The 18004-nt window shown below is 61.3% G+C and carries 14 protein-coding genes and 2 pseudogenes; 11 read left to right on the top strand and 5 right to left on the bottom strand.

Annotated features, from left to right (window positions below; genetic code table 11):
* A pseudogene (locus tag P3T16_RS12390) lies at positions 1–262 on the bottom strand (hypothetical protein); the annotation flags it as partial.
* Positions 263–860: 598 nt separating this feature from the next.
* Between P3T16_RS12390 and P3T16_RS12385 the strand changes: the two are divergent.
* Positions 861–1733, top strand: coding sequence for a hypothetical protein (locus tag P3T16_RS12385; RefSeq protein WP_429342520.1), 873 nt, complete (start codon positions 861–863; stop codon positions 1731–1733).
* A gap of 403 nt (positions 1734–2136) precedes the next feature.
* Here the strand turns inward: P3T16_RS12385 and P3T16_RS12380 are convergent, their stop codons facing one another.
* A complete protein-coding gene (locus P3T16_RS12380) occupies positions 2137–2445 on the bottom strand; it encodes an EamA family transporter (RefSeq protein WP_429342519.1) in 309 nt (102 codons plus the stop codon).
* A gap of 406 nt (positions 2446–2851) precedes the next feature.
* Between P3T16_RS12380 and P3T16_RS12375 the strand changes: the two genes are divergently transcribed.
* From P3T16_RS12375 to P3T16_RS12360, 4 genes and pseudogenes are all read left to right on the top strand, one after another.
* Complete coding sequence (locus P3T16_RS12375; RefSeq protein ID WP_429342518.1) at positions 2852–5731, top strand: beta-propeller fold lactonase family protein; 2880 nt, start codon at positions 2852–2854, stop codon at positions 5729–5731.
* Positions 5732–5852: 121 nt separating this feature from the next.
* A pseudogene (locus P3T16_RS12370) lies at positions 5853–5933 on the top strand (IS6 family transposase); the annotation flags it as partial.
* Positions 5921–6328 (top strand): IclR family transcriptional regulator domain-containing protein, encoded by a 408-nt coding sequence (locus tag P3T16_RS12365; protein ID WP_429342517.1) that lies wholly within the window; start codon positions 5921–5923, stop codon positions 6326–6328. The pseudogene P3T16_RS12370 and the gene P3T16_RS12365, both read left to right, overlap by 13 nt.
* 21 nt (positions 6329–6349) lie before the next feature.
* Complete coding sequence (locus P3T16_RS12360) at positions 6350–6619, top strand: hypothetical protein (RefSeq protein ID WP_429342516.1); 270 nt, start codon at positions 6350–6352, stop codon at positions 6617–6619.
* A gap of 81 nt (positions 6620–6700) precedes the next feature.
* Here the strand turns inward: P3T16_RS12360 and P3T16_RS12355 are convergent, their stop codons facing one another.
* Positions 6701–8107: an MFS transporter gene (locus P3T16_RS12355; RefSeq protein ID WP_429342515.1), complete on the bottom strand. Its 1407-nt coding sequence runs from the start codon at positions 8105–8107 to the stop codon at positions 6701–6703.
* Between the two features lie 47 nt (positions 8108–8154).
* Positions 8155–9195 carry a porin gene (locus tag P3T16_RS12350; RefSeq protein WP_429342514.1) on the bottom strand — a complete coding sequence of 347 codons (1041 nt, stop codon included), beginning with the start codon at positions 9193–9195 and terminating at the stop codon, positions 8155–8157.
* A 190-nt stretch (positions 9196–9385) separates the two neighbouring features.
* Here P3T16_RS12350 and P3T16_RS12345 point away from each other — a divergent pair, with 190 nt between their 5' ends.
* The 5 genes from P3T16_RS12345 (at position 9386) to P3T16_RS12325 (ending at position 14641) form a co-directional block, all read left to right on the top strand.
* Entirely contained in the window at positions 9386–10240 is an 855-nt protein-coding gene (locus P3T16_RS12345) for a fumarylacetoacetate hydrolase family protein (protein WP_429342513.1), read from the top strand.
* A gap of 94 nt (positions 10241–10334) precedes the next feature.
* Positions 10335–12002: a bifunctional 3-(3-hydroxy-phenyl)propionate/3-hydroxycinnamic acid hydroxylase gene (locus P3T16_RS12340; RefSeq protein ID WP_429342512.1), complete on the top strand. Its 1668-nt coding sequence runs from the start codon at positions 10335–10337 to the stop codon at positions 12000–12002.
* A 10-nt stretch (positions 12003–12012) separates the two neighbouring features.
* Positions 12013–12855 carry a VOC family protein gene (locus tag P3T16_RS12335; RefSeq protein ID WP_429342511.1) on the top strand — a complete coding sequence of 281 codons (843 nt, stop codon included), beginning with the start codon at positions 12013–12015 and terminating at the stop codon, positions 12853–12855.
* Positions 12840–13577 carry a class II aldolase/adducin family protein gene (locus P3T16_RS12330; RefSeq protein WP_429342510.1) on the top strand — a complete coding sequence of 246 codons (738 nt, stop codon included), beginning with the start codon at positions 12840–12842 and terminating at the stop codon, positions 13575–13577. The genes P3T16_RS12335 and P3T16_RS12330 overlap by 16 nt, the downstream gene beginning before the upstream one ends.
* Positions 13578–13873: 296 nt before the next feature.
* Positions 13874–14641, top strand: a complete 768-nt coding sequence (locus P3T16_RS12325) for an IclR family transcriptional regulator (protein ID WP_429342509.1) — start codon at positions 13874–13876, stop codon at positions 14639–14641.
* Between the two features lie 10 nt (positions 14642–14651).
* Here P3T16_RS12325 and P3T16_RS12320 read toward each other — a convergent pair whose 3' ends face one another.
* Positions 14652–16055, bottom strand: coding sequence for an MFS transporter (locus tag P3T16_RS12320; protein ID WP_429342508.1), 1404 nt, complete (start codon positions 16053–16055; stop codon positions 14652–14654).
* 306 nt (positions 16056–16361) lie between these two features.
* Between P3T16_RS12320 and P3T16_RS12315 the strand changes: the two genes are divergently transcribed.
* Positions 16362–17816 (top strand): aldehyde dehydrogenase family protein, encoded by a 1455-nt coding sequence (locus P3T16_RS12315; protein ID WP_429342507.1) that lies wholly within the window; start codon positions 16362–16364, stop codon positions 17814–17816.
* Positions 17817–18004 lie beyond the last annotated feature (188 nt).

Below are 18004 nucleotides of genomic sequence, written 5' to 3'. Positions count from 1 at the left end.
GAGAGATATCTCCAAAACGACGCCGGATAGATTTAGGCAAGCCAACCGCAAAGTCAAAAGTCAGCGTTGCAAAAACGGGGGTGACCATAGATTCCGGTTTGTGCGACCTGGTCAGCCGGTGGCCAAGCCCGAGGTTCGTGGCGATCTGCCACGTGTCGATACGAGAGTAGTTGACGCCGAAGCGCGCGAGTATCAGTTCGCGCAAGCGGTCGCTGGTCCACGCATCGGAAGGAAAGCCGTGGATGCCCGCTGGTCCGCTCAACGCCGACGCGATCGGCCATTGACCGTCTCGCCGGTCGAGTCCATCTGCCCAGTTCGGCGACGCCCACGGGGCCGCCGCAGGCTGTGCTGAAGCCACGGCAATTACGCCCCCAGCTGAAGTCACCCGAGGATCTCCTCGTCAATGTCGCGTTGCAACGCGCGCAGTGATATCGCCTGCTGGCAGCCTGGGCCTGTCTTTGATTGGTGCTGGGTGGGCAACACCGTGTGTCGGTTTGCGTGTCTACCGCAACAGGCGGCGCCCGCCTACGATGATGATGTGCTATAGCGAGCGTAGCGCATGCTCAGGGCACATCTGACCTGCAAAATGCACAATCGGGGTCGACCTCGACCAGCAACACCGAGTATGGCTGTGCGTCGGGAACCAGCAGTGCGACGGACAGCTCGACCCGCGCGCCGGCCAGGCTCCTCGCGGTGTTCGTGGTGGACACGAACGAGACGGAACCGACGGTCCCATTCGGGAACTGAGGTTTAATACCTTTTGCGCGGAGATATGCATCGCGAGCCTTTCGCTACCCTGGGAACGTCTACCAGGCGGCTCGTTCCGCTCCATGATTGATTGACGTGACTAACTGACCATCATGCATACCATCCAGATCCTGCTTCAAACGACCATCCTGCCTGGCGGTGACAACTGGTCGATTGCGCGGTTCAGCCGCCTGGCAGAATTACTGCGGACACATCGAGATTCTGAAGGGCGCGTGACGTTCAACGTCGTTGCTCGGGACCGCGAGCGGCTCGGGCAGCCAGACCCGATTCTTTCCCGTCTCGATGAAACCGAGTTCGACGAGTTGTGGTTGTTTGCCGTTGACGAAGGGGACGGTCTTACCCCCGAGGACTGTGGAGGAATCACGCGATTCCGACAGGCGGGTCGCGGCCTGTTGGTCACGAGGGATCACATGGATCTGGGCAGTTCGCTGTGCAGTTTGGGCGGGGTGGGCAAGGCACACCACTTTCACACGCACAATATAGATCCCGACCAATCCAGACGTGTGACCGACGACCCGTTCTCACCCCACATCTCCTGGCCCAATTTTCACTCGGGTGCGAACGGAGACTTTCAGGAAGTCACGATCGTTGGACCCACACATCCAGTATTGGCGGACCCCGACTCTCCCAGCGGCGCGATCCGGTTCCTGCCAGCACACCCCCATGAGGGCGCCGTTGACGCTCCTGACGATGAACCCGCTCGAGTGATCGCACGGGGCAAAAGCAAAGTAACAGGAAGGAGTTTCAATCTTGCGGTCGCATTCGAACCCTCGATCCGGGGAGGCCCCGCAGTCGCCCAAAGTACCTTTCACCATTTTGCCGACTACAACTGGGACACACGACTTGGTTGCCCGAATTTTGTGAGTGAACCCCCTGGAAACGGGATGCAGACCGAGCAGCAAGCCCTGCGGGACACTCACCGCTACTCTGTCAACGTCGCGCTGTGGCTGGCTGGAGCGATCTGAAGTTTTTTGCGCACAATGGGACTTCGAAAGCTCAATCCGACGAACGCGCATGCAGGCGGCTGTACCGTGACGTACTTCCTCCTGTAAGACCAACGCGCCTATAGCAAAGCGTTGTCGATGTAATGCGGTGTGGTCGTCATGAATGTCCGAACAACCCGCGCGTGTCGGTTTCCAGGTAGTGGGTGGAGCAGCGTGTAGCCCTGGGTTTTATTCGCGGCCTCGCGACCGGTCACCACACGGAACGGCACGTACCTCGTGACGGGGTGACGGCAAATGGCCCGGGTGTCGGTTGGCCGGATATCCAACGGACCGGAGAGCGGATCACCGATAAAAGTGTCCGCATCCGGCAGCAGGGGGGCGCAGTCAACGGTAGCGTGATGCGGTCGACCGAAATGGACCGCAGTCATTGCTGCCTCCCGATCTGCCTCCCTCGCGCAACCAGCCTGAAAAACAAGACGTACGCAAAGCCAGTACATATCACGCCCAGTGCTGCGACGCACGCCCATGTCGACGGTGCGACCGAGTGCTTCGGCCAAAAGAACAGCGCGAGCGGGACCAGCAGGATTGAAGCAGACACTTGACTGCCAAAGGCCACAACGAATGGATTCACGCCCGCGAGATGACGTGTGGAATAGTTCACCGCAAATCCGTAGAACAGGGTCGCCGGTACGGGTGTGCTCAAAAGCAAATGAACGGAGTGGATCGGATCCATCTGGCGAATGATCGGCGCTCGGCGACTGATACTCGAGTCTGATAAGTATTCACAAGGTCGTCCTCGCTGTACGACGGCTCTATAGCCGCGAGCGGCCAGTTGCGTTACGACCGCGAGCGACCGTGTGTCATATGACAATCATTGTTGCAACAATCTGTAATCATCGAATCTTGCTTAGAACACGTCATCCTATTGACATTCGGCAGTGACTTAATACCGCTTGGTCGGTCAAGCCCCAATGGCCGATGAGAGGTTCGCTCGACAGGTCCTGTTCGACAGATGCAGAAATTACATTCCGGCATGTCTCCGCAGACGTACGGCGACGCAACGGTGCCGGGTCATTCCTGTCATGCCAGACCGATCGTCGGTCCGGCATGGCTATTGTATAATAAGGAATCCTATGAAAATGAGAACCCACAATATCGTGACTGGGCTCCGGCTCGGTGTCATCATGTCGGCCGTGCTGCTCGCAGCGCAGTCTCACGCTGACAACCTCAGCGCTGTCGACACCGCACGCGTGCCCAGCGGTCAGTCGATCACGCCGCTGGCCGTGCGTGGCGCGGTCCAGCAATATCTGAATCCGGACCTGCCGGCCCATCCGAATTTCGTGGCTGGCGAAGCCGTGCGTTCGCAGTTGAGCCCGGACGGCAAGACGCTCGCGATCATCACCGCGGGCCAGAACTCGCTGTACAACGCGGACGGTTCGGTCGACACGGTCAACTCGACGCAGTACATCTTCCTGTACGACGTGTCGGGCGCGAACAAAACCCGGCCGCAGCTCAAGCAGGTGATCCACCAGACGAATGCGTTCGTGGGCCTGGTGTTCTCGCACGACGGCAACACGCTGTATGCGACGGGCGGCAATGATGACGTCGTCCAGGTTTACAGCCAACACGGCGGCGCATGGGTGCAGTCGGCCACGATCGCGCTCGGCCATAGTGGCCAGGGCGTAGGGATAGGCGTGCAGCCGAACGCGGGCGGTCTCGCGCTTTCGGCCGACGGCAAGACGCTCGTCGTGGCCAATAACTACAACGATTCGATCAGCGTGATCGATACCGCCTCCAACTCGGTGCGTTACGAGCACGATCTGCGCCCGTTCTTCTCCGGCAACGAGGGCACGCCGGGCGGTGTCGGCGGCACTTATCCGTTCGCGGTGGTCGTGAAGGGCAACAACACGGCCTATGTCTCGTCGGACCGCGATCGCGAAATCCTCGCAATCGATATCTCGTCGCCGTCACACGGACGCCTGGTCAAGCGCATCAAGCTCGACGGCAACGCGCTCGGCATGACGCTGGACGCATCGCAGTCGCTGCTGTACGTCGCGCAGGACAATGCAGACCAGGTCGCGGTGATCAATACCAACGCGAATACCGTGGTGGCCAAGATCGATGCGCGCGCGCCGGCCGGCGTGCTCGACCACCGTCAGGAACATACCGGCGCAGGCACCTACTCGGTGACGCTGTCGCGCGACGGCGGCACGCTGTACGCGACGAATGCCGGCGCCAACGAGATCGCGGTGATTCCGCTGAGCGGACCGCGCGCATTTCATGTTACCGGCCTGATCCCAACCGCGTTCGAACCACATGACGTGACGTTCAGCGCAGACGGTTCGTGGATGTATGTCGTGAACGGCAAGAGCGTGACCGGTCCGAACCCGGACCACCTGTCGGGCGGCACCGCGGCACAGGCCGCCGCCGCGCGCGCGTCGAACGAATACCAGTTCCAGCTCGAGCGCGCATCGCTGGTCAGTGCGCCAGTGCCGACGGACAACGACCTGCCGCGGCTCACGCAGCAGGTCGCGCGCAACAACTTCTATCGCCCGGAATCCAATGACCAGGACAACGAGGTGATGGGCTTCCTGCACAATCACATCAAGCACGTGATCTACATCGTCAAGGAAAACCGCACGTACGACCAGATCCTCGGCGATCTCGGCAACGGCGGCAACGGCGATCCGCGACTGAGCCAGTTTGGCCGGGCCATCACGCCGAACTTCCATCGTCTGGCGAGCCAGTTCGTGACGCTCGACAATTTCATGAACCCCGGCGACGGCAGCATGGACGGCTGGTCGTGGGCGCTGCAGGGCCGAGTCACCAATACCGAGACGCTCACGCAGCAGATGAATTATGCGGCGGTCAATCGCGGCCTGTCATATGACAGCGAGGGCGCGAACCGCAACGTGCCCGTCAACTGGGCGACGGTCCAGCAGCGCGACGCGGCCGCCGGTCCCAGCGGCACCACGAACTACAGCAACAACTCGGCCAGCGCCACGGGTGGTACGGACAACCTGCTGACGGGCACGGGCAACCATGCGTCGTCTGACGCACCGTTCGGCCACCAGCAGGGCTACATCTTCGACGCAGTACTCGCGGCCGGCGGCACGGTGCGCAATTACGGCTTCCTCGTGAAGAATATCGGCAGCATCGGCACTGCGGCCAATCCCGTGACGGATCCGCACGCAGCGGGCGTCGTCCAGGTCGCGCCGCTCGATCCGAAACTCGCGTCGCTGACTGACGCTTACTTCCGCGGCTTCGACCAGAACTATCCGGATCAGTGGCGTTTCAACGAGTGGAAGCGCGAATTCGACCAGTATGTCGCGGGCGGCAGTCTGCCGACTCTGTCACTGGTGCGCCTGTCCCATGATCACATGGGTTCGTTCGGCACCGCCTTCGCGGGCGTGAACACACCGGAGACGCAGCAGGCCGATAACGACCTCGCCGTCGGCCGCCTGGTTGAAGCTGTCGCAAAAAGCCCGTACGCGAACGACACGCTGATCGTCGTCACCGAAGACGATGTGCAGGACGGTCCTGACCACGTGGACTCGCACCGTGGCCCGGCGTATATCGTCGGCCCCTACGTGAAGCAGGGCGCGGTGATTCGGACGGGTTACAGCCAGGTCAATGCGCTGCGCACGATCGAAGACGTGCTCGGCACGCAGCACATGAACCTCAACACCGCCTACCAGCGTCCGATGGCCGACGTGTTCGACGTGCATGGTTCGGCCTCGTGGAATTACACAGCCGTCGCCTCGACGGTACTGAAGACAACCCAAGTGGCCCAGGTGACAGAGGAAGCCGGTACGAAGTTTGCGGCCGGCACAGACGTCGCGCCGAAGCATGACGCGACGTACTGGGCCAGGGTGACCGCGAAGTTCAATTTCGATGACGCCGACGAAGTACCGGCGGATCAGTTCAACCGCGTGCTGTGGAAGGGCATGATGGGGGGCAAGCCTTATCCGCGGATCAAGGGTAGCACGCAGAAGATGGTGATGCGGGACGACGACTGATCGCCGGATTGGTTGATCGTGAAGTCGGCAGGTGGGCATTCGGATGCCCACCTGGGTTCTGGTGCAAATAGGCTCGGGGGAATGGGTTAAAGTTGCGAGCTTGACGAACTGGTGGCCGATGATGAGCAAGCGGAAAGGTCTGGAGGGGTTGTTCGATGGACGGCATTTTGATCGGGAGATCATTGTTCTGTGCGTGCGCTGGTAGCCGAGCAGGAACTGCGTGTGGTGCCGCGTGTCGGGGCGAACCTGCCGCTCGCGACCACGGCGGGCGGGAGGGCGTTACTGGCGCTCGGTGCGGACGAGGAGGCGTTGATGCTGCTTCAACTGCCAGACGCCAGGGTGACGGACAGCAGCGAACTACTGAAGGAACTGAAGCGTGTGAGGCGCATCGGTTATGCGGTCGACGACAACGAAACGACGCCCGGCGTTGTGTCCCTTGCTGTCGGCGTTGATACCATCCTCGGCCGCTTTGCGGTATCCGTTCCGGCTCCGGCAGTCCGTGTCGCGGCAGCCGGACGACCACGAATCGTGGAGAGGTTGCTGGCGTGCCGGGATGTCTTGCTGGGTGAGATAGGGCGCAATCGCTCCGATGAATGAAATGAGGTGGAAATGAGGGATATGAACACAGTCTTTGCTGCAGCACCCCAGCGAGGTGCGGGAGCACAAGCCTGGCGCGACACACTACCGGGCCTTGCCGGTCCTTACTGGGTCAAGGTGGCCTATTCGCCCGTGCAACTGGTACATGTGAGCTATAACGACTATGTTGGCCGGTGGCAGGTTGAATCGTTCGGCGACAGCATTGCACTTAACCTGGATCCTGCATTCAAGGAAGCCCTGTGGAACGGGCCGTTGTCGGGCCCCTCGTTGCCGTTCGGCATGCAGGGATAAGCGCCTCAGGATCGCGGATCGATTCAGCTCGATCTGGCATCGAGGTGCGCAGGACCGCCTGCTGCCGCGGCGCTCGCGGCCTTATCTTCGTCCCTCATCCTGATTCTGGGCGCTTCCCCGGAATAGCACCCCGCTCAACAGGGCAAGCGCGGCGATGGCCCCCGGCACCATGCCGGCGAGAAAAATCTGACGGGCATTCCAGTGCTGCGCGAGCATCAGGGTGCCGGCAACGGGGCCAATGATCGAGCCTATACGGCCGACGCTCAATGCGCATCCGACTCCGGTGGCCCTGATCGCGACAGGATAGATCTCCGCCGCAAGCGAATTCAGCCCCGCCTGTGCGCCCTGCACGGCACAGCCGGCGCCCAGCGTACAAGCAAGAATGAGCGTGGCGTCGAGGGGCAGGAGCGCGAGCGCCGCGACGAATGCCATGTAGACGACGAACTCGGTGCAGAGTACGGGCGTCACGCCAAACCGGTTCATCAACCTGCCCTGGGCCACCGACCCAATGATCCCGCCTACGCTGAACGCCGTAATGGCTTCGATGCCGATCGAAACGTCCTGCCCGTTCAGGACAAGAACGGCCGGTAGCCAACTGATCGAGAAATACAGGACCATCAGGTTGAGAAAGTAGGGGATCCACAGCAGGATCGTGGCGGGCGCGCGGCCGTCGGTGAACAGTTGCCTGATTGTCGCGCTGCGCTGGCTTCGCACCGTGTCGGCGACGACGGCGGTGCCCGCATCGAGGTCCGGTGCAATCCGGCGCATGATCGCGTTGACCTGTTGCCCCGCGTCGCCGCGCTGGATCAGGTAACGGACGGATTCGGGCATCCATATCGCCAATGCCGCAGCGACGGCCAGCGGCAGTGCGCCGCCCACGATGAACAGCGCATGCCACCCGAAGTGGGGCAGCAGGACGGCACTGGCCATCCCGCCCAGCACCGCACCTGCCGGCATGCCACAAAAGAGCAGGGTGACGGAGATTCTGGCGAGGCGGCGAGGCGAGAACTCGGAGGCGATTGCGACGATGTTCGGCATGGCGCCACCCAGCCCGACGCCGGTCAGGAAGCGGATGACCATCAACTGGGGCAACGTCGTGGCATATGCCGTCAGGAGTGCGAAGGCCCCGAACGAAATCGTGGCTGTGATCAGGACTCTTTTACGGCCGTAACGGTCGGCAAGCGTGCCGCACAGGATGGCGCCGGCCATCAGGCCGACCAGACCTGCCGTGAACACCGGCCCAAACTGGTGTAGGGGAAGGTACAGGTCGGCCGAGATCGCGGGTGCCAGAAAGCCGATGGTCTGCGTATCGAAGCCATCGAGGACTGCGACCAGCATGCACAGGCCGACGATCATGCGCTGCAGGGCTGACATCGGGCGTGCGTCGATGACGTCACCCACGTGTACTTCACGTCTGGCCTGGATCGTGGGTATCGATCCTGACCGGGGTGCCGGGCCGGCGTCTGGCGTGATGTGAGTGGTGTGCATGAAATCTCCTGGTACGGTTACGGGTCCTGTCATGGCGTCAGACGGACCTAGAACATGTGGCGAATGCCCAGTTGGAACCCGGTCTCGCTGCCTCCGGCAACGGGCACGTTACGGGTGATCGGCCCGGCGCCACCGAGTGAAAACAGGCCGCCGTTGTTGTTGCTGACGTAAGCGAGCGTGCTGAACAGCATCGTGCGTTTCGACAGGGAACAGGTCGCAATGGCGCTGGCCTGCCATGCCTGATGGGCGCCTGTGCCGCTCTGGTCGATCCATCCCCCGCCGGCGCCGATCACCAATGAGGGCGAGATGCGCCAGTCGCCGGAGAGCGAGTAGATGCTGGTGTAGACCCCGCGGACGTTGGCCGCCGGATTGGCACCGGGGTTGTCGCCCCGGTACCACGACAGATAGAGGCGGCCGTGGCCGTAGTCGTAGTCCGCGACGGCAAAGGTCGATCGGATCGAGAAGGACGCATCCTGACTCTTCTGTTCCGCATAGTTGAGCCCGAAATACCAGGGACCGCGCGCATAGTCGACCATCGCGACATAGACGTTGTTGCCAGTGTGTGGCGAAGCCTGTCCGCCCAGCGAGACAAGGCCCTGAAATTTCAGCCCATACACGCTGGGGGAGATGTAACTGATCGAGTTGTCGTAGCGGATGCCGAGATTCGACGAGTTGTTGATGATCGAACCATAGGTCGCTCCGACGAAGGCGTCGAGCTGTGCCAGCATGATGTACTGCGGCGAGTTCTGTCGTCCCGCGCGTACCTCGCCGAAGGGACCGGAGAGGCCCACCCAGGCCTGTCTGCTGAATGCGCGCGTGGGATCGGCGGCGGAGCCTTGCGACATCGAGAAGCCATTCTCGAGTACCGCGTTGACGTGGTAGCCGGCGCCAATGTCTTCGGCGACCCGCAGGCCCACGCGACTTTGTGAGTACCCGGCGCTATCGATGCCGATGACCGTGCCCTTTCCGGTGGCATGGGTGATACCGATGTACGAATCGACGATGCCGTACAGCGTGACCGAACTTTGTGCGTATGCCGTTGTGGTGCCGAGGCATAGCGCGCCCGCCGCCAGCAGTGCTGCTTTCATCTGTGTCTCCTTCATGTTCTTGTCGGCCTCAGGCGTGTGCCTGGCTGTCCACGTCACGGACCGCATCGTGGCCGAATATTTGATATTCGAGTAGCTATCGTAAACACCTAATTATCACAATAAGATAAAAATGTTGACTTGATGTGTGGTTGCGCTATGATTGCCAACATTAATTCCAGAGGAACGTGAAATGAAGCTGGTGAGTTTCGAATATCGAGGCACCACGTCGTTTGGCGTGGTAGACGGTGATTACCTGGTGGATCTGGCGCCCATCGCAGGCGAAGTTGGCGGGTCGTTGAAGGCCGCGCTGGCAAGCGGCAGTCTGCCGGCCATCGGGAAATGGGCTGCAGGTGCGACGGAGCGTATCGCGCTGGGCGACGTGACGCTGCTGCCTGTCGTGCCGGACCCGGAGAAGATCCTGTGCGTCGGCATCAACTACCTGTCGCATGTGAAGGAGACCGGTCGGGAGATTCCCGTTCATCCGATGATCTTCACGCGCTGGGCCGATTCGCAGACTGCGCATGGTGGTCCGATCGTGCGTCCCATCGCGTCCGAAAAGCTCGACTTCGAGGGTGAGCTGGCGGTCGTGATCGGCAAGACGGCGCGGCATGTCCGCCGTGAAGATGCCGCGGGCTACATAGCGGGATATTCCTGCTACAACGACGGCAGCGTGCGCGACTGGCAGAAGCACACGATCCAGTTCATTCCGGGCAAGAATTTCCCGTTGACTGGCGGTTTCGGTCCGTGGCTGGTGACGGCCGACGAGGTGGGCGATCCGTCGAAGCTGACGTTGACCACGCGCCTGAACGGCACCGTGGTTCAGGAGGCGAAGACCGACGACCTGATCTTCGACGTGGGGCATCTGATCGAATACTGCTCGACGTTTACCGAGTTGCGTCCCGGCGACGTGATCATCACCGGCACGACCGGCGGCGTGGGTGCGTTCCGCACGCCGCCCCTGTGGATGAAGGCAGGCGATGTCGTCGAGGTGGAGATCTCGCGTATCGGTACGCTGCGCAACGTCGTGGTCGACGAGACCCGGTAAGAGCGAAAAGACTGGAGGCACCCGTCATCAGGCGGGTGGTCTGCAGCATGAATTTAGTCATGCTACAGATAGTCGATGTTGATGGAGGCAGGAATTGAACATTATTCATACCGACGTGCTCGTCGTCGGTGGTGGGCCGACAGGGTTGACGCTTTCGAACGTGCTCGGGAGTGCCGGCGTACGGTTCGCACTCGTGGATCGCAAGCCTTCTACCATTGCAGAGCCGCGTGCCGTTTCGATCGACGATGAATCGTTGCGGACCATGCAAGCGGTTGGACTTGCTGAAGCCGTGATGAAGGACGTCGTGCTGGGTTACGGCGTTCACTACTTTACGCGTCACGGTGGACGTTGTTTCGGCAGGGTGATTCCAACCGTCAGCGAATATGGCTTCCCGCGCCGCAATGCCTTCCGGCAACCGCTATTTGAAGCGACGGTGCGTGAAGGCCTGAGCCGGTTCGAATCGGGCCAGGTGTTATTTGGCCACACGCTCGAGTCGTTTACCCAGGGCGAAGAGGGCGTTGTCGCACAGGTGAGCTCCAGCAGTGGCGAAAAGATGGAGATCCGCGCACAGTACCTCGTCGCCTGCGATGGTGGCCGCAGTCCTGTCCGGGAAATGCTCGGCATCAAGATGGTGGGTTCGACGTTCAAGTCACGCTGGCTCGTGATCGATACGGAAGACGACGACGATACGTTCTCGCAGATGCGGGTCTATTGCGATGCGAAGCGGGCTGTCGTCGACGTTCCGGGGCCACACCGCACGCGGCGGTTCGAGATTCTGGTTCATCCCCATGAGTCCGCCGACGCGATCATGGAACCCGCAGCGATCCGGAAACTGCTCATGCCGTTCCGGGGCGACCGGGAGACGAACATCATTCGCAAGGTGGTCTATACGTTCCACGCGCGGGTCGCTGAACGCTGGCAGGAGGGGAGGGTATTTCTCGCCGGTGACGCCGCTCACCTTACACCGCCGTATGCGGGACAGGGCATGAACAGCGGTGTGCGGGACGCGTTCAATCTCGGCTGGAAGCTTGCCTCAGTGCTGGACGGGAGATTACCGGCTCGTGTGCTCGATACTTACGAGATGGAGCGTCGTGAACATGCCTGGTCATTGATCCGGCTTGCGCTCAATCTCGGCATCGTCATGGCGCCTTCTTCGCGTCTGAGCGCATTTCTCTGGCAGTCGTTCTTCAGGTTCGCCGGCTACATCCCGCCTTTGCGCGACTACTTCCTGCAGATGAAATTCAAGCCGAAGCCGCGGTTTCGCGAAGGGCTGCTGGGCCCGGATGATGGACTGGGCAAGCGCAGTTTCCGGGGGCGCATGTTGCCACAGCCTATGGTTCGGGCCGTCGATGGGACGACGAGTCTCCTCGACGAACTGGCAGGTCAGGGGTTCGCACTCGTCCAGTATGGTCCGGCGAACGGCAGCCGGCTTGCCGACCTGGGTCATCCGCTCTGGAACAATCTGCGTTGCGCCCGGGTACACGTACTACCGGCCGGATCGACCATTCCTGTCGGGTCTGGCAAGGGCACGTGCCAGTTCGTCGTCGACATCAATGACGCGTTCAGGACTCTACTTGCCGATCAGGCGGGCCGCATCCTGCTGCTGCGCCCTGATCGTTATGTCGCCGGCGCATTCAGGGCAGAGGAGCAGTCGCAGTTCGCGACGGCCTATGCTGCCCGGCTCGGCATCCATCATTTTGGCGAGCGTGCCTCGGGAACTGCGAAGGGGACCGAAGCCGCCGCCGCATCGTCTCATGCCTGAGAGGAATGTCATGGTCACTACGCTTCAGCAGGCAACGCCTGCAAGGCTGCATCACCTGCATATCGTGTCGGATGAGCCGCAGAGGCTCGCCGCCTTTTATCGCGCGCAACTCGGTCTTGCAGATATCGTGTCGGGCGACGACCGGATCGTGTTGACCGGACCGGACCGGGCGGTGGAAATCAGTGGCTCGCGAAGTGGGCGTCTGTCCTGTTCGTGCTATGTGGTTGGTTCCACGCAGGATCTCGCGCTGTTGCGTCAACGGTTGATCGGGCAAGACGTCGAGTGCGTGCCGACCGACAGTGTCCTGTATCAGTCTGGTGCGTTCATGATCCGCGATCCGCAGGGCCGGTGCGCGTCGTTCGGCGTGGCGGCCGGGTTGCCGCAGCGGGATGGGCTGCCGGGACGCCTGCAGCACACCGTGTTTCAGACGACGGAACTGGAACGTGTGGTGGCGTTCTACACCGATGTCGTTGGTTTTGCGATCTCGGACGAGGTAGTGGACGACAATGGCAAGGCGATAGTGGTCTTCCTGCGTTCCGACGACGAGCACCATTCGCTGGCTTTCTTCCAGGGCAGCCAGAACGTCTGGGACCACCACTGCTACGAGACGAACGAATGGAACGACATACGTGACTGGGGCGACCGGTTCGCGGAAGCTGAAGTGCCGATCTTCTTCGGGCCGGGGCGACATGGGCCGGGTAACAACCTGTTCTTCATGGTCACGGACCCGGACGGTAACTGCCTCGAATTTTCAGCGGAACTGGTCCATGTCGGTGTTCACGACATGCCTGGTGTTTGGCCTCATGGTGAACGTACGCTAAATTCCTGGGGGCGCGCATGGATTCGGACCTAGAGCGAGCCATTGCCGATCTCGTCGTCGCCAATCACATCCTGTTCGACGAACGCGTCGTCGATGCGTTTGGGCATGTCAGTGTGAGGCACCCGGACAAGCCTGACCATTTCCTGCTGTCGCGCTCGATGGCGCCGTCACGCGTGCGCGCCGGTGACATCGTCGAGCACGACGAAAATGGCGAGCCGGTCGATGCCAATGGAAGAGGCGTCTATCTGGAGCGGTTCATTCATGCCGAGATCTATCGCGCCCGGCCAGATGTTGCATCGGTGGTGCATAGTCACTCGGCCTCTGTTATTCCGTTCGGTGTTTCGAGAGTCGAACTGCAGCCGGTGTTTCATATGGCTTCGTTCCTGTACGGCACGACACGCTTCGAAATTCGCGAGGGTTTCGGCGATACGACTGATCTGCTGATCCGCGATGCGGAGAAGGGCCGGTATCTGGCGCACGCGCTCGGTGGAGCCAGTGTCTGTCTGCTTCGCGGCCACGGTTCAGTTGTCGCTGGGCGTAACCTGCGCGAGGCGGTATATCGCGCGGTGTACACCGAGGTCAACGCCCGGATCCAGAGTCAGGCAATCGCGCTCGGTACCGATGTTAAGTATCTGAGTCCGGCAGAATCTGAGGCGGCCACAGGTGCGAATGCGAGCCAGATTGGCCGTTGCTGGGATCTATGGGCGGAGCAGGCCGCCATGCGGCGCAAGGCGGACGCGGGCCAGTCGCATTGACTGCGGGATTTCCCAGCAAGGGAAAGGGCTCTCGTCGTGCGGATGGGAAGCGCGCAGTCAGCTTCCTGCCAGCGTCGTCGGGGTTCAACCGAAGAACGGAATACCTTATTTCTGCCGCTACTGGTTTCTGATAGCTGGAGTCGGTGCCGCCTTATGGGGCGGCTCTCCAGCGACACCATACGAGTGTCTCGAGCATCCCCGATTTTTGATCAATATCGGCTGCAGTGTTAACATGGATGGGGGAAATTCTCTCAAAATGAGATAATTTTCCCCATTCCTGTCACTGAATTTCTTCCATGACCGCATCTGATCGCTCGCTTTCTGTTCTAAAGCTGTTTACGGTTGAGCATCCGGAATGGACCGCAGAGCAGGTCGCCACTGCGCTGGACGTTGGGATCGCTACGGCTTACCGCTACCTGTCCGCACTCGATGAAGCGGGGCTGATCGCGACGACCCGTCCTGGCCGCTATGGCCTGGGGCCCACGATTACCCAGCTCGACCGTCAATTGCAACTGACCGACCCACTGCTGATTGCCGCGCGTCCCGTCATGAGCGACCTGTCCACCTATGCGCCGTCCGGATCGGTCGTGCTGCTGTGCCGCACCGTTGGCGACAATGTTCTGTGCATTCACCGGGTGAACGCCCCGGGTAGCCCGCCGGAGATCAGTTACGAGCGTGGCCGGCCGATGCCGCTCTTTTATGGAGCGACCTCGAAAATGCTGCTTGCTTACCTGCCGCCGCGGCGGGTCAAGGCACTTTTCGAGAAGCACACGAAAGCGATCGCGAAAGCGGGCCTGGGCAAGACGCTACCCGCGTTCCGGTCGATACTGTCGGAATGGCGCAGGGCTGGCAGCCTGGTGACACGTGGCGAGGTCGATGCCGGCCTCGCTGGTATCGCCGCCGCGATCGTCTCTGCGGACAGAGTGGGCGTCGGCAGTATCAGCTATGTCGTTTCTGGACAGACCGACCAGAAAACAATGGCCCGTCTTGCTGCACTGGTTTCGACCGGCGCACGGGAGATCGAGATGGTGCTGAGCGCCGAGACAGAGGAAGCCCGCCCGTAAGCGGGCGGGGTTAGCCGTTGTCACGTTGTCCTGACCAGGATTGTCGACGGGTGGTTTCCCCCTGCACGGCCGCGGCCCCTGTTTTGGCAACCGGTGCCGCAAGTTTCCCGACATAGATTCCCATTGCGCCGATGGCAGCGGCCGCGAGCGCTGTGGGAGCAGCAAGGCTGGTGAAGATCAGCCGGAAATCCCAGCCGGCCGTGAGCAGGACGCCACCGATCGATGCGCCCACAATGCCGCCGAGCCGGCCGATGCCTAGCATCCAGCTCACGCCCGTGGCACGGCACGGCGTTTCGTAAAGCTGGGACGCAAGCACTGACAGCGCGGCTTGCGCGCCCATCGCGAACCCGGCGCCGAATACCAGAGCCTTCAGCAGGACAAGGCCGTCCTGATGTGAACCGATGGGAACAATGAAGGCGACGGCGGTGCCGTACGATACGGCGATTACCAGGTACCGGTTGGTCCTGTCCATCAGCCAGCCGAGAAACACCGCGCCGAAGGTCCCGCCAAACATGAACATCGCGGTTACCAGCGCCGCCGATTCGATCGGGATACCCGCATCCCTCATGAGCGTGGGGAGCCAGCCCGTCAACAGGTAGACGACGACCTGACCAAAGAAGTTAGTCATCCACAACAGCAGCGTGCCCAATGAATATTGCGGCGCGAACAGTGCGCGAACGGAGGAGCGACCGTTCTGGGTTCCTTCGGGGACACAAAAGATCACGTCATCGAGTTTCGCAAGCGGTGCGATTTTCCGCAGGATTGCCGCGATCCGGGCTGCGGGCGCACGCTGGACCACGAGAAAGCGTGCCGACTCCGGCAGCAGAACGATCAGCACGATGCTGAGCACGGTCGGCAGGATCCCGCCGGCAAGCAGCACGCTGCGCCATCCGAACGCGGGAATCAGTAGCGACGAAAGAAAGCCGGCGGAAGCGGAACCCAGCGTAAATCCGCACAGCATTAGCGTACCGAATAGCGAGCGGCGCGACATGGGGCTGTACTCGGTCATCAGCGTGCTGGTGTTGGGCATTGCCGCGCCAAGTCCTAGCCCGGCCACAAAACGCAGCGCCACCATCTCCGAAAGCGAGCCAGCCTGAGAGGCAAACAGGCTACTCAGGCCGAACGTCAGGACCGACACGACGATCACGGACTTACGTCCATACCGGTCGGCCATCGGACCTGCGGTCAGTGCGCCAATCGCGAGGCCGAACAGGGCCGCGCTCATGACCGGCGCGAGCGCGGCTTTCGAGACGTGCCAGTGAGCGGCAAGGGCCGGCGCAATGAAACCCACCGATGCGGTGTTCAGCCCGTCGACGGCGACCACGAGGAAGCACAGAAGAAGAATCCGCCACTGCAGTCTCGAAAACGGGTGCTGGTTAATGAACGCCTGAACATCGAGGGTGGCGGGTTGCATGATGTCTCCAGTGATTGATTGGTACGTGTTCCCCGGCCCGGGACGGCAAGTCGACGCGATCGACGAGGGTGAGGGAAGGTGCTCTATTTTTTAAAACATATGTTAATTTGTATCTAAATAAGATAAAAGCGTAACTATGGTTATCACGTATGTATCAATATGAGCGATCATGTGGCATCTCGACGAGCCATCGCGCGTCGTGATGCCGGGCCCGTCCACCGTACGCCGAAGCGGGTTTTGCAGCAGACGAGATGGCGTGGAACAGTTAGCCAGGGATGGCTTTATTAGCAAGCAACGGAGCAGACGATGAAGTTAGGCGAGGACAACAAACGGCTGATGCTGATTGACGGAGAACTGACGGCGGCCCAATCGGGAGAGTGGCTTCCGTCCGTGAATCCCGCAACTGAAGAGGTCATCGGTTACACGCCGGCCGGCGGAGCTGCGGACGTTGATGCGGCTGCCAGGGCGGCGTCACGGGCATGGCCCGCATGGAGCGCGCTGGGCGTGGAAGGTCGTGCCGAGGCGCTGCGGGAGGTGGCAAGACAGCTCAAGGCGCGCTCGGAGGAGGTCCTTGCGGTGGAAGTGGCCGATACCGGCAACACCGTCAATGCGCTGAAGGGAGATGTCGATGCGGCGGTCTGGTCGCTCAATCACTATGCGGGGCTCGGCTATGAACTGAAGGGAGAGACGATTCCGGCGACGCCGGGCAATCTCCACATGACTGTTCGCGAGCCGTTTGGCGTGGTGGGCCGGATCGTGCCGTTCAATCATCCAATCATGTTCGTGGCCGCTCGTACCGCCGCCGCGCTGATGGCGGGCAACGCCGTCGTAGCCAAGCCGCCCGAGACGAGCCCGCTTTCCGCGACGATCTTCGCTGAAATCTGCCAACAGGTGTTACCGCGAGGCGTGATGAACATCGTCACCGGGCTCGGTCGCGATGCTGGGGACGCCATTGCACGTCATCCGGAGATCAAGCGGATTGCGTTTATCGGCTCGCCCGGTACCGCCCGTCAAATTCAGAAGTCTGCGGCCGACGTGTGCGTGAAGCACATCTCGCTCGAACTGGGCGGCAAGAATCCGATGATCGTGTTTCCGGACGCGGATATCGAGCGAGCCAAGGACGCCGCGGTGCGCGGAATGAATTTCGCATGGCAGGGCCAGTCATGCGGCTCGACCAGCAGGCTGCTCGTGCACGACAGTCTTTATGACGAATTTGTCGAGGATGTCGTCTCCCGCGTGAAGCAAATCCGGCTCGGCAATCCGGCGCTCGAAACGTCGACGATGGGGCCGATCAATTCGAAGGGCCAGTATGAGAAGGTTTGCCATTACGTGGACGTCGCGAAGGCCGACGGTGCGCGACTGGTGCATGGCGGGCGTCGGCCGGACGGCGACGAATTCCGGCGGGGTTACTGGATCGAGCCAACCGTGTTCGCGGATGTGACACCGGACATGCGGATTGCGCAGGAAGAGGTCTTCGGGCCGATCCTGTCAATCATGCGCTGGAGCGATGTTCAGCAAGCGCTCGAGATTGCCAATTCAGTTGAATACGGACTAACGGCGTCAATCTGGACCCGCGACATCGGTGCGGCCATGCAGACTGCGCGCCAGGTCCGCACGGGATATATCTGGATCAACGGCGTGGGTACGCATTTCAGGGCGGTGCCGTTCGGAGGTTACAAGAACTCCGGCGTCGGACGTGAAGAGAGTCTCGACGAAATGCTGAGCTATACGGAAACCAAGGTCATCAACATCATGTTGTAAGCCCCGGCTCAGGAGACCGCATGGTCTCCTCTCGCTCCCGCAGGGCATCGGTCAGGCGGGTCATTTCGCTGGAAATCGTCTCCGCGGCGGTTAGTACCTGTTTGACCAGCCTTTCGCAGTCGTCTGGCGGAAGGTCTGCCAGTCCGATCCCGGTTCGGCCTGCACAATCTCGACTGCATGCCGGACAT

It is taken from the genome of Paraburkholderia sp. GAS42 (genome assembly GCF_050436565.1).
Taxonomy (GTDB): domain Bacteria; phylum Pseudomonadota; class Gammaproteobacteria; order Burkholderiales; family Burkholderiaceae; genus Paraburkholderia.
This window is presented reverse-complemented; position numbering and strand designations above follow the sequence as displayed.